Origin of the sequence: Paraburkholderia sp. BR10936 (assembly GCF_040965735.1) — a bacterium.
In the GTDB taxonomy this organism is placed as follows: domain Bacteria; phylum Pseudomonadota; class Gammaproteobacteria; order Burkholderiales; family Burkholderiaceae; genus Paraburkholderia; species Paraburkholderia nodosa_A.
This window is the reverse complement of the sequence record NZ_JBFRCM010000015.1, coordinates 153,477-165,704: the sequence shown is the minus strand read 5'-3', so window position 1 is coordinate 165,704 and position 12,228 is coordinate 153,477. Positions and strand designations below refer to the sequence as shown.

9 protein-coding genes are annotated in these 12,228 nt (G+C 64.9%); 2 read left to right on the top strand and 7 right to left on the bottom strand.

Annotated elements, in window-relative coordinates; genetic code table 11:
- Positions 1–191: 191 nt before the first annotated feature.
- Positions 192–1,736, bottom strand: coding sequence for an NADH-quinone oxidoreductase subunit M (locus AB4Y36_RS28195; protein WP_368684741.1), 1,545 nt, complete (start codon positions 1,734–1,736; stop codon positions 192–194).
- Positions 1,737–2,485: 749 nt separating this feature from the next.
- Here AB4Y36_RS28195 and AB4Y36_RS28190 point away from each other — a divergent pair.
- A complete protein-coding gene (locus AB4Y36_RS28190) occupies positions 2,486–2,965 on the top strand; it encodes a hypothetical protein (protein ID WP_069267354.1) in 480 nt (159 codons plus the stop codon).
- Between the two features lie 31 nt (positions 2,966–2,996).
- Here the strand turns inward: AB4Y36_RS28190 and AB4Y36_RS28185 are convergent, their stop codons facing one another.
- The 6 genes from AB4Y36_RS28185 to AB4Y36_RS28160 all read right to left on the bottom strand — a co-directional run bounded on the left by AB4Y36_RS28185 (position 2,997) and on the right by AB4Y36_RS28160 (position 10,989).
- On the bottom strand, positions 2,997–4,412 hold the full coding sequence (locus AB4Y36_RS28185) for a sugar efflux transporter (RefSeq protein ID WP_368618463.1): 1,416 nt from the start codon (positions 4,410–4,412) through the stop codon (positions 2,997–2,999).
- 583 nt (positions 4,413–4,995) lie between these two features.
- A complete protein-coding gene (locus tag AB4Y36_RS28180) occupies positions 4,996–6,693 on the bottom strand; it encodes an acid phosphatase (protein WP_368618462.1) in 1,698 nt (565 codons plus the stop codon).
- Positions 6,694–6,810: 117 nt separating this feature from the next.
- Complete coding sequence (locus AB4Y36_RS28175) at positions 6,811–7,692, bottom strand: peptidase (protein WP_368684740.1); 882 nt, start codon at positions 7,690–7,692, stop codon at positions 6,811–6,813.
- A 43-nt stretch (positions 7,693–7,735) separates the two neighbouring features.
- Positions 7,736–8,536, bottom strand: coding sequence for a transglutaminase family protein (locus tag AB4Y36_RS28170; protein WP_069267350.1), 801 nt, complete (start codon positions 8,534–8,536; stop codon positions 7,736–7,738).
- 52 nt (positions 8,537–8,588) lie between these two features.
- The gene (locus tag AB4Y36_RS28165; RefSeq protein ID WP_069267349.1) at positions 8,589–9,542 is read right to left on the bottom strand and encodes an alpha-E domain-containing protein; all 954 of its coding nucleotides are present in this window, start codon (positions 9,540–9,542) and stop codon (positions 8,589–8,591) included.
- 40 nt (positions 9,543–9,582) lie between these two features.
- Positions 9,583–10,989 (bottom strand): circularly permuted type 2 ATP-grasp protein, encoded by a 1,407-nt coding sequence (locus AB4Y36_RS28160; protein ID WP_069267481.1) that lies wholly within the window; start codon positions 10,987–10,989, stop codon positions 9,583–9,585.
- A gap of 291 nt (positions 10,990–11,280) precedes the next feature.
- Between AB4Y36_RS28160 and AB4Y36_RS28155 the strand changes: the two genes are divergently transcribed.
- Positions 11,281–12,015, top strand: coding sequence for a DUF2459 domain-containing protein (locus tag AB4Y36_RS28155; RefSeq protein ID WP_368618460.1), 735 nt, complete (start codon positions 11,281–11,283; stop codon positions 12,013–12,015).
- Positions 12,016–12,228 lie beyond the last annotated feature (213 nt).

The following is a 12,228-nucleotide window of genomic DNA, read 5'->3' as shown; positions in this document are numbered from 1 at the left end:
CTTTGTCGCATGTGTTCGCGAGGTTTGTCGCGCCTCGGAAACACACGCACGTCGCGCCCTGCTCTGCCCTTGACAGCGGCCCGCCGCGGCTACTTCTCGAATCTCAAAATTCGAAAACCCTTGGACGCAACAACGCGCCGCAGCGCCCGGAGGCGATGCGGCGCGTTGGTTGCGCCGTCAATCTTCAGTGATCACGTCGGCGAGTGCTGAGCACGAACGTCCGTGCCAGCTCGCACTGCGTCAGCAGGCGCTGCTTCGCCGACGGGTTGCTTGTTGCGACCGGCCTGGGTGACGAGGTTCGCCGCCGACAGTTCGATCGCGTCGGTCATCGGCTTCGGGTAGAGGCCGATTGCCAGCACGAACGCTGCGAGCGAAGCGAAGATCAGCGTTTCGCGGCGGCCGATGTCGGCCAGCTTCGCAACGCCCTTGTTCGCCACAGCGCCGAAGATCACGCGCTTGTACATCCACAGGGTGTACGCCGCGCTCAGAATGACGGTCGTCGCGGCGATCGCGCCGACCCAGAAGTTCACGCGGATCGCGCCCATGATGACCATGAACTCGCCCACGAAGCCCGACGTGCCCGGCAGGCCGAGGTTGGCCATGCAGAACAGCATCATGAAGGTGGCGTAGCGCGGCATCACGTTGACGACGCCGCCGTAAGCCGAGATCGTGCGCGTTTTCGTGCGGTCGAACAGCACGCCGATCGAGAGCAGCATCGCGCCCGAAACGAAACCGTACGAGATCATCTGCACGATCGCGCCTTCGGTGCCGATCTGGTTGAAGAGGAAGAGGCCCAGCGTGACGAGACCCATGTGGGCGACCGTCGAGTACGCGAGCAGCTTGGTCATGTCGGTCTGCGCGAGCGCGAGCAGGCTCGAGTAGACCACGGCCACGAGCGAGAGCGTGATGATCGCCGGCGCGAAGAAGTGCGCAGCGTCGGGCGTGATCGGCAGCGTGAAACGCAGGAAGCCGTAGCCGCCGAGCTTCAGCATGGCCAGCATCACGGTCGCGCCGGTCGGCGCTTCGAGGTGGACGTCGGGCAGCCACGTGTGAAACGGCCACATCGGGACCTTCACCGCGAAGGCCGCGAAGAAGCCGATGAACACGAGGATCTGCGGGATGAAGCCGAGCGTGAGGTTGTGCCACACCGACATGTCGAAGGTGTGCGACTGGCTGTAGAGGTACAGCATCGACACCAGCATCAAGAGCGAGCCGGCGAGCGAGAAGAAGAAGAACTTGACCGCGGCGTAGGTGCGGCGGGCATTGCCCCACGTGCCGATCAACAGGTACAGCGGGATCAGCGTGGCTTCGAAGAACACGAAGAACAGCATGCCGTCGGTCGCGGCGAAGGTGCCGACCATCAGGCCCGAGAGAATCAGGAACGCGCCGAAGTACTGGGCGACGCGCACCGTGATCGATTCCCACGAAGCGATCACGATCACGAGCGTCGTGAACGCGGTGAGCACCACGAGCCACATCGAAATACCATCGATCCCGAGTCGCCACGCCACGCCGAACTCAGGCAGCCAGTCGCGGAATTCGACGAACTGCATGCCGGCCGCGTGGTTGTCGAAGCCGGCGATGAGCGGGAGGGTCAGCAGCAGACCGACGACGGCGCCAACCAGCGACAGCCAACGGGCACGCTGCGGATGACGATCCGACCCGAGGCGCAGCACGGCCACGCCGAACAGGATGGGAATCCAGATCGCCAGACTCAGGAATGGAACGGATTGCATTTCAACAGGACCTCAAAAATGCGGAGCAAATAGCTTCCACGGCGCACGTTCAGGTACGCAAGCAACTTGAAAGATTGACGCGGGGTGAAAATCGAACCAGGCTGGCTGTAATGTATTTGTCAGCGACGAGGCGAAATGCAACACACGTTCAAGGGTTAACGAGGGTAAACGGAATACGGAAGTTTTGCAGCGCAACAACACGGGCCGGATCTAAGATTGACGCAAGTCATTGTTTTTATTCAAGAACGTACTAAGAGAAAAAACAACAAACGGGCTGTTACCACCCATTTTTGATCGCGAAAGCAGCGCTTTCGACCTTCTGGGCGCCATGACGCGCGGCACGCTGTCACGCTGCGCGGCCGAAATAATACCTTACTTGTTTCTTTCGGTTCAATGACTTATGCATCGAAGTCAGGTCCCCGGCGCCCTCCAGAACGCGTGCCAGGCCCGCCCCGCGCGCCCTTGCGCGGTGCAAAAAAAAGCCCCGGCCTTCATGGGGCCGGGGCCAACTCTCACGTTGCGCCAGAACACACTGGAACACGCATGGCCGGCACTTTAACGGCTTGTGTCCCCGCAATTAAGGGCGCTGGATGGAACAGTCCCTTACTGGGTGTGCGAGGCCGCCTTTGCGCAGCGGCTCATTTTTATAAATGATAATCATTTGCATTTAGCCACCATTTGTCCCAGAATACAGCCCATGCCGGACGACCCGGCACCACCCGAATGATTTGTGCGGGACCGGAGGCTCCATGAACTACACCACCCCTTTCGCGAGAAATGACACGCTGATCGACGACACCTTCGTCCATCATCCCGACACCGCCGAGCAGACCGTCCTGCGCGCCGTGCGCACCTGGCTGCGACCGCATTGCGACGCCTACGGCAAGGCCGAAAGCTGGCGCGGCGTGCTCGCCGACGCGGGGCTCGGCGGCGAAGGCTTCGGCTACTTCGATCTGCTGATGGGCACCCTGTGCCGCGCCTCGTGCCGCCCGCTCGATACGCGCTGCCGCTGCGCCTCCGAACTCGCGAAGGATGAAGGCTCGCTGCTGCAGGTGATCGCGCTCCTGCAGTCCACGCGCAGCGAGGCCGCCGTGCAACTGCTCAACGACTGGCTGCCGATGCCGAGCGTGAGCGGCATGCTCAAGACCGCGCGCTGGTTCGCCATCGCGCTGCTCGACGCGGGAGTGCGGTTGAGCGACCGCTCGCGCCGCGTCACCTACATGCACTGACACAGGCACTGACTGGGCCGCACGGCATGAATCAGTCCCGCTTGCCTGAACGCTCACGCAGATAACGCCGCACGGCACGCGCCATCTTCGGATACTGCTCGCCGGGTACGGCGAACAGCACCAGCGCGCACAGCGCGAGCGCGCCGCAAACAAGAAACGTGCCGCGATAGCCGAACGCCTGCACGAGCATGCCGGAAAGCACGCCCGACAGTATCGAGCCGAGCCGCGACGCGTTGAAGAACAGCGCCGTTGCGCGCCCCGGCGACGACGGCATCAGATCCTGCACGAACGTCATGCCGAGACACGACGTAACGGCCACCACGAAGGCGTTGAGGATCTGCATCGGGATCAGCGCGTGCACGCCCGGCGCCAGCGACATCGCGACGAAGTAGACGGCATGCACCACGGCGCAGGCGGCCAGCCACCATGACTTGTCCAGCACCGAGGCGCGCGCGCCGAGCGCGAGCATCATCGGTATCTCCATGAGCGCGCCGAGGCCGAGCATGATCGACACGTCGATGCGCGTGCCCTGCAGACCATGGACGATGTAGAGCGGCAGCACGATCATCGTCGCATTGGCGGCCAGGCCGATGAGTGTGAGCGCAACGATCGCGCGCATGATGTCTTTCTGCGAACCCTCGGCGGCGGGCACCGGCGCGCGCGCCGCTCTGACCTTCGCTTTTGCCGTTGCCTTAGCCGCCGGAAGCGTTGCGGGGTCGCGTGGCGCACCCGGCTGCACTTCGGCCTGCGTGAGCGGTTGGCCCTCGTACTGCGCCTCGCTCTGAGCATCGATCTCCTGCGCGACTTCGCCGGCGGTGGGACGCGCCATCAGATGCTGCGTGGCGTGTTCGTCATGGCGCGGCTCGCGCATGCGCCAGACGATCGTGCCGCAAGCCGCGAAGCTCGCCGCCGCGAACAGGAAGAGCCCGTAGAAGTTCGTGGCCGCCAGCACGAGCGCGCCGACCGCGGGCCCGAACACCCACGCGGCGGAGAGGATCGTGCGCAGCGTCGCGCTCGCGAAGGTCCGCTCGGCGTCGTCGCTCGCGGGCAGCGCCGCACGGCTGAACGAGAACACGAGCGAGAGCGCGCAGCCGCCCGCGCCGATGAACGCAATGCCCACGAGCAGCAGCAGCCGGTAATCGCGCACGACGCACAGGCAGAGATAGCCGAGCGTGGCCGCGCACAGCGAGACGAGCAGCAGGGTTCGGTGCTTGCCGGTGGCGTCGCTCCAGCGGCCCGCCGCGGTGCTCGCGATCACGCCGCTCGTGGCAATGGCGGTCATGAACACACCGAGCCGGAACGGCGTCATGCCGGCGCGCTCGACGCCGAAGAGCGAGAGATAAGGCGCGGTGAAGGACATCGCCACGCCGAGCATCAGGGTGGCGCCGGCGAGTGGCAGAAAACCAGGAATACGCAGAAGACCGGCAAAGCGCGAGTTTTTGAGCACGGCGCGGCGGGTAGTGGCGAGAAGAGAGTTGCCCGTGCACGCGCGGTCACGCGACGGCCATATCGACGGCGATTATCGGGCCGAACTCCCACACTGTGCAAGGTTGAGCCCGCAGCGATCAACATCTGGGTGCGCTATCCACAACTTTGGGGGACAGCCTTGTGCGTAACCCTTTGACGACTGCACCAAGTGCTTGATGCGATTCGGATTGTGCGCAGCGTTGCCGTTTGTTGCAGCGGCGGCGTTTTGGGGGAAACGCGCGGAGGGTTTTCCACAGATTTTGTTGAGAGCCCTGTTAGCAAGTTCTGGACATCCGCATCAAGTCCTTGAATGGAAACGGGAAGCTCGCAAACGACATGAAAAGTGCATGTTTTTTGCGCAGCAAAGTTGTCCACAGTTTTTGGTGACAAACCTGTTGATAACCGCCTGGCGAGCGCGCCAACTCATTGATCGGATAGAGAGTTCGTCGCTTGTGTCGTGGATGCATCAAATTGCGTTCCGGATGGGCAACCCGGGGCGGCGGCGCAAACGTTTCGCGACGGCCGCCGCCCGTTCTCCCTCGATGCATCCGTGCGTGCAGCACTCAGGCCAGATCGAGTGCCGCCGTGAGATCGCCGGGCGGAGTCTGCTCCCGCGAGAGGAACGTCTGATCGCGCGCGGCCACGCCGTCGAGCGGCGCGAGGCCATGCACGCGGCTGATGAAGCGCAGGATCGAGACCGTGTCGTAGAACGTGTGATCGACGTAGCCCTTCTTCGCGAACGGCGCGATCACGAGCGCCGGGATGCGCGAGCCCGGACCCCAGCGGTCGCCCAAGGGCGGCGCGACCGGGTCCCACCAGCCGCCGTTCTCGTCGTGCGTCACGACGATCATCGTGTTCGCCCATTGCGGGCCGCGCTGGATGTGCTCGATCACGGTCGTGATGTGGCGGTCGCCCGACTCGACGTCCGCATAGCCGGCGTGCATGTTCAGGTTGCCCTGCGGCTTGTAGAACGTCACGGCAGGCAAGCGCCCTGCGTCGATATCCGCGAGCAGACGGTTGGTCGACGGATCGTCGCCGAGGCCCGCATCGCGCAGGTGGCGCGCGCGTGCGGACGTGCCCGGCGCGAAGTTGGCAAAGTAGTTGAACGGCTGGTGGTGATACTGGAAGTCGGGCACCGCGCCCGTGTCCTGATGGTCCAGCGCAAACTGCCAGGCGCCGCTGTACCAGGCCCAGTCGACGCCCTTCGCCGAGAGCCGGTCGCCGATCGTCGCGTACGTCTGCGGGCGCAGCACGCGCGGATTGGCCGGATCGGCGAGCGCCGGGTTGCCGTCTTCCGACGGGCGCACGTTGCTCGGCTGATACGGCGGCGCCATCGTGTTGACGGCGTAGCCGTCGGGCGTGAAGAGGCCGTCGTTCACGAACTTCGGCGGCCCGTCGAGCGCCGAGGCCGGCGAGTTCGGCGCGACCTTCAGGCGCGTACCGGTGGGATCGTCGCCCTCCACGACGGAGGCGAGATGCCTGGCGGCGCTCGTCTGGATATCGGCGTATTGCGGCACCTGCGCGGAGATCAGGAAGATGTGGTTGAGCCACGAGCCGCCGAACGCGGCCATGAAGAAGTTGTCGCAGAGCGTGTACTGCTGCGCGATATTCCAGAGCCGCAGCGTCTGCGCGGAGTTCTCGTAGAAGCCCATGACGAGGCCGCCCGAGTCGCCCCACGCGGCGAACTGGTCGTTGCGCCCCGCATTGATCTGCATCTGGTTCTGATAGAAGCGATGGATCAGGTCGCGCGTGATGATGCCGTTCGGCAACGGATTGCCGTGCGTATCCACAATCCGGAACGGACGGTTGGACAGACCCGTGATCTGATGCTCCGCGATCATGTAGCGCTTGCCATCCAGCTCCTGCGCCTGGGGCACGAGGCCGCCCCAGATCTTCGGCAACTGCGGCAACGGCGTCTTGCCGTCGCGATCGAGCTGCGCGTAGCGCTCGGCGCTCACATTCGCGAGCGGCGTCTGCACGCCGGGATAGTTGCCGTACAAATTGACGAAGCTGCGGTTCTCTGCGTAGATCACGACGATCTGGCGCACCTGGTCGCGCAGCGCGGCATCGACGCGCGCGTCGGCAGCGCTGCGCGGCGCGCCCGCCGCACTCTGCGCCGGCGTCTCGCAGCCGCCCAGCGCGAGGCCCACGCCAACCGCCGCCAGCCCGCCGAGCACACGGCGGCGCGCGGGATCGTCCGGACCGGCGGGAATGGAAGGTTCTTCGGGACGCCCGTTCCTGGGTTCGTCGTTCTGCTTCATCAGCCTGCCTCCATTGTCGAGGGGACGCGCATTGCGCGCGGCGTACCGCGAATATTACGCAGCAGGATACCGGTTCCGCAGTTGGCCAGGCAAAAACGAAGCGCTCGAGCCGCCCTCTTAACCGTCGCGCGGCATACGCGGCGCGCTTGCGGCGCCTTGCGGCTGGGCTTGCGCGAGCGTTTGCGCGGGACGCGGTTCGCTCGCGTGCCCCTCATGCGCGGCGCGCGGGGCGCTGGGCAACGTCGCGCGCTCGTGGCGCGGCACATCGCCTTCGTCGGTCCAGAGCGGATCGGGAATCTCACCGAAGACCTGGCGCAGCCGCTCGCCCCACGTCGAATGGATCATCTGGAAATACGCATTCGACTGGTCGAGCGACGCATATCGCGTGACACGGAGCGCGTCACGCTCGTACACGAGCAGGTCGAGCGGCAGGCCGACCGAGAGGTTCGAGCGCAGCGTCGAGTCCATGGAGATGAGCGCGCACTTCGCGGCCTCGTCGAGCGGCGTGCCCGGCGTCAGCACGCGGTCGATGATCGGCTTGCCGTACTTCGACTCGCCGATCTGGAAATACGGATTGACGCTCGACGTCTCGATGAAATTGCCGGCCGCGTAGATCTGGAACAGCCGCATGGCATGGCCGCCGATCTGGCCGCCGAGAATGAAACTGCAGTTGAAGTCGACGTTGAAGGTCTTGAGCGCTTCCGCGTCGCGCCGGTGCACCTCGCGTACGGCTTCGCCCACCACGCGCGCAGCCTCGACCATTGAAGGCGCGTTCCAGAGCGTGGCGCGCCCCGCGTCCTGCGGCTCGGTCAGCACCTGCAGCGTCGCCTGCGTGATGGCCAGATTGCCCGCGACGAGCAGCACGAGCACACGCTCGCCGGGCTCTTCGAACACGGCCATCTTGCGCGACGTGCTGACGTGATCGACACCCGCATTCGTGCGCGTGTCCGCGAGAAACACGAGCCCCTCATCCACTGCCATTGCCACACAGTACGTCATGCGCCTCCCTGACCTCGCCGCTCTTCTTGTTATAGCGGCAAAACTATTGCTGCGACTGTTGCGCGCTCACGTGCACGCTGACATCGAGCGTTTCACCGGCGCCGCCCACGCGGCGGCCGCGAACCGGCGCGGCTGCGTCATAGTCGCGCCCCACCGCGATCCGGCAATATTTTTCGCTTGCGAAACACGCGTGCGTGACGTCCACCGTCACCCAGCCGTTGTCGAGCCACACGTCAACCCATGCGTGGCTCGCCATTTCGGGCACGTCGCCGGGGTCGATATATCCGCTCACGTAACGCGCCGGTACGCCGCGCGCGCGGCAAACCGCCAGCATCACATGCGCATGGTCCTGACACACACCACGGCCGAGCGCCAGCGCGTCCGCCGCGGTGTGTGTCACATCCGTGACGCCGGATTCGTAGCGCACGCGCTCCGTGATGCGCGACGCCGCGTCGAGTACGGCCGCGGTGTCGTCCAGCGACGGCAGGCTAAACGCGAATTCCGTGAGTGCCTCGTCGGCTTCGGTGAGGCGTGTCGGCGAAGTGAAATGGTGCATCGGCACCATGCCCTCGCCTTCGGGCAGCCGGCCATCGGGCAATGCCACGGTCTCGACTTCGCCGCGCACGCGCAGACGAATTTCCTTGTGCGGACGCGTGAGCACCAGCGTCATCAGCGCGTTGCCGTAGGCGTCGCGGCACGCATCGAGCTTGCCCGGCGCTTCGACCTGCCATTGCTTGACAATCTGCGTGGGCGTGGTGAGCGGCGACAGCCGCAACTGCTGGATCGAATAATGCACGGGCGCTTCGTAGCGGTACACCGTGTCGTGCCGGACCGCGAGTTGCATGACGTCAATCCTCCATCGAGGCGATTGGGAGTTCGATGAGCGCGGGATCGCGCTAACCGACCGGCAACATCAGATAGGTGCGCGCCACCTGATTGCCCAGCTCGTACACGCGCGCGAGAAACTGCGTAAGAAACGTATGCACGCCAAGGGAGAAGATCTGCCGCAGGTCCGCATAAAGCAGCTCGGCGCGCAGCTTGCCCGCAGTACGCTCCACTTCGCGAGAGCCATCGGTGCGCAGCATCGCGAGATTCGTGCAGACGCCATCCAGCGACGCCAGCAGCGAGCGCGGCATTTGCTGGTTGAGGATGAGCAGCTCCACCACGCGCGCGGGCGTCACCACGTCGCGGTAAACCTTGCGATAGATTTCGAGCGCGGAAACCGAGCCGAGAATCGAGGTCCAGTAGTAGAAGTCCTCGAGCTGACGCGCGGCCGAGCGCGAGTCAGCGTTTTCCACGTCGACGAAACGCACGTCGAGAATGCGGGCCGTGTTGTCCGCGCGCTCGAGGAATGTGCCGAGCTGCGTGAAGAAGAGCGCGTCGTCCTGCAGCGCCGTGCCAAGGCGCACGCCGCGCGACAGATGCGAGCGGAACTTCACCCACTCGAACAGCGCATCGGGACGCGCTTCCAGCTCACCGCCGCGCAACAGCTCGACGAATTGCAACCACGTGTCGTTGATTGTTTCCCACCATTCCGTGGTGAGCGTGCCGCGCACCGCACGCGCGTTCTCGCGCGTCGCCTGCAGGCACGAGTAGATGCTCGACGGGTTCGTTGGGTCCGCGACGAGAAATTTGAGCACGTTGCTGCTGGTCGTTTCCTCGTGTCGCGCATCGAAGGCGGGCTCCAGTTCCGAGATCCGCAGCATCGCGCGATGCGTGCGCGCCTCGGCGTCCGCGCTGCCGGGCAGCAGGAGCGCCTTCAGATTGATGTCCAGCATGCGCGCGGTATTCTCCGCGCGCTCCATGTAGCGGGCCATCCAGAACAGATGATCGGCGGTGCGGCTCAGCATGGTCGAACCTCTTGGTGTGCGTGTGGTAGGGCCAGTGGAATCATTCGAGCACCCATGTGTCCTTGGTCCCGCCGCCCTGCGACGAGTTGACGACGAGCGAGCCCTCCTTGAGCGCCACGCGCGTGAGACCGCCGGCCGCCATCTGGATCGTCTTGCCGGAGAGCACGAAGGGCCGCAAATCGATATGGCGCGGCGCGATGCCCGCTTCGACGAAGGTCGGGCAAGCGGAGAGCGACAGCGTGGGCTGCGCGATGTAATTGCCTGGCCGCGCGAGCAGCCGGGTGCGAAACGCCTCGATTTCCTCGCGCGTGGCAGCGGGACCGACCAGCATGCCGTAGCCGCCGGCGCCGTGCACCTCTTTCACGACGAGATCCGGCAGATGTTCGAGCGTCCAGGCGAGATCGTCGGGCCGGCGGCATTGCCACGTCGGCACGTTCTTCAGGATCGGCTTTTCGCCGAGATAGAACTCGATCATGTCGGGCACATACGGATAGATCGACTTGTCGTCTGCCACGCCCGTGCCCATCGCATTGGCGAGTACGACGCGGCCCGCGCGGTAGGCCGTGAGCAGCCCCGGCACGCCGAGCGCGGAGTCGGGGCGAAACGCCAGGGGATCGAGAAAATCGTCGTCCACACGCCGGTAGATCACGTCTACGCGACGCGGCCCTTGCGTCGTGCGCATGAATACGTAGTTATCCTCTACGAATAGATCCTTGCCCTCCACCAGCTCGACGCCCATTTGCTGCGCGAGAAACGTATGCTCGAAATACGCGGAGTTGTACATGCCGGGCGTGAGCAGCACGACGGTCGGATCGTCCACGCCTTCGGGGGCCACCGAGCGCAGCGTATCGAGCAGCAGATCGGGATAATGCGCGACCGGCGCCACCTTGTGCTGAACGAACAACTCAGGAAAGAGCCGCATCATCATCTTGCGGTTCTCGAGCATGTACGAGACGCCGGAGGGCACGCGCAAATTGTCTTCGAGCACGTAGAACGCGCCGTCGCGCCCATCGCGCACGATGTCGATGCCCGCGATATGCGCATACACGCCCAGCGGCAGGTCGATGCCCTGCATCTCCGGCCGGTACTGCGCATTGGTGTAGACCTGCTCGGCCGGAATCACGCCGGCGCGCACGATGTTGCGCTCGTGATAGACGTCGTGCAGGAACAGATTTAGCGCCTGCACGCGCTGGCGCAGTCCGCGCTCGAGCAGAACCCATTCGTCTGCGGGAATGATGCGTGGAATGAGGTCGAAGGGAATGAGCCGTTCGGTGCCGGAGAGGTCGCCGTTCACCGCGAACGTGATGCCGACCCGCCTGAACAACAGGTCCGCCTCGGCGCGCTTGCGCGCCATCGTCTCGCCAGTCTGCCTCTCCAGCCACTGCTGGAAGCGTTCGTAGTGCGGGCGCACCGCGCCCTCGTCGCGCATTTCGTCATGGACTTGCATCGGTTCGTTCTCGCGCGTGAGTGCAACTCGGTCAGCGGGCGCCGCCGCGTTTCGTCTCATGAATGAGGCGAGACGATGCGTTGCGCGCTGCGGTACAGGAAAAAGCAAGGCGTATGCCATCGGCCCTGGAGCGCGTTTCATGCGCTCGATTGGTGCAACGCGGGGCGGTTCGGCGGCGTCGAAACGGGGCATGCCAATGCGGCGCCGATTTTGCGCTTCAAGGTGGTGCAATGCGCTCGCGCGGCACGCTATATGCAGACGCGGCACGCAACTGGAGGGCCTTGAGTTCCAATGACCGAAGCGACCTGCGTGAACGAGCGTCGTACGAAAATTGCTGCGTGGCAAGCGCTTTGCGCAATCGTGCCCGCGCTCGCACTCGGCGCATGTACGAACATGGCCGGTCCCTTGCCTGCCGCGCTCGAACCGGCGGCCCGCGACGGCCCAACGCGCACGTCTGTTGCCGTCGTGCAGCGCGACTGGCACACCGATATCTGCCTGCGGGTGCGCGACGCCGATGCCTGGGTCGACACACTCGCGCGCGGCTTCGACGACGCAACCGTCCTGTGTTTCGGCTTTGGAGAGAGACAGTTCGTGGTGGAACGCCGCCACGATCCGCTGACGATGATCGGCGCACTCATACCTAGCCAGGCTACCGTTCTGATGACAGTACTGCGCGCGGCCCCGGAGGCGGCCTTCGGCCCGCAGAACGTCGTGGAGGTGCCGGTGGGCGACGCCGGACTTGCCAGCGTTCAGCGCTATCTGCGCACTTCGCTGGAAACCGACGCGGATGGCGCGCCGCGCCGCCTCGCCGACGGACCCTATACGGGCAGCGTCTATTTCGCGGCGTCAGGGACTTACGATGCCTTGCATACCTGCAACACGTGGACCGCGCGAGCGTTGCGCTCAGCGGGTCTCGACGATGTACCGGACGTGCTGTTCGCGGGCAGCCTGATGCGCGAAGTGCGGCACGCGCTGGAGGCGAAAGCGCCGGACGGCGCAATGCACAACGCTGCCGCAGGTCAGTGAATCGATCAGCAAGGCGCAACACAAGCCGCACCCGGCGGGGGTGGCGGCGCCTCGGTGGCCGGCTGCTGCGGCACGACGACGGTACGCGGCGGTGGCGGGTTGGGATCGCTGCTGCTGAACGACAGGCAGCCTGAGAGTGCGAGCGGCAAGAGTAAAGCGAGGACGCTGATTCGATGCATTTGATTCTCCCTGACCGGTTAAAGGCCGGAACCG

Excerpts from the sequence above, each read along its gene's own strand:
- AB4Y36_RS28195 (WP_368684741.1), bottom strand. The coding sequence starts at position 1,736 with ATGCAATCCGTTCCATTCCTGAGTCTGGCGATCTGGATTCCCATCCTG.
- AB4Y36_RS28190 (WP_069267354.1), top strand. The coding sequence starts at position 2,486 with ATGAACTACACCACCCCTTTCGCGAGAAATGACACGCTGATCGACGAC.
- AB4Y36_RS28180 (WP_368618462.1), bottom strand. The coding sequence starts at position 6,693 with ATGAAGCAGAACGACGAACCCAGGAACGGGCGTCCCGAAGAACCTTCC.
- AB4Y36_RS28175 (WP_368684740.1), bottom strand. The coding sequence starts at position 7,692 with ATGACGTACTGTGTGGCAATGGCAGTGGATGAGGGGCTCGTGTTTCTC.
- AB4Y36_RS28170 (WP_069267350.1), bottom strand. The coding sequence starts at position 8,536 with ATGCAACTCGCGGTCCGGCACGACACGGTGTACCGCTACGAAGCGCCC.
- AB4Y36_RS28165 (WP_069267349.1), bottom strand. The coding sequence starts at position 9,542 with ATGCTGAGCCGCACCGCCGATCATCTGTTCTGGATGGCCCGCTACATG.
- AB4Y36_RS28160 (WP_069267481.1), bottom strand. The coding sequence starts at position 10,989 with ATGCAAGTCCATGACGAAATGCGCGACGAGGGCGCGGTGCGCCCGCAC.
- AB4Y36_RS28155 (WP_368618460.1), top strand. The coding sequence starts at position 11,281 with ATGACCGAAGCGACCTGCGTGAACGAGCGTCGTACGAAAATTGCTGCG.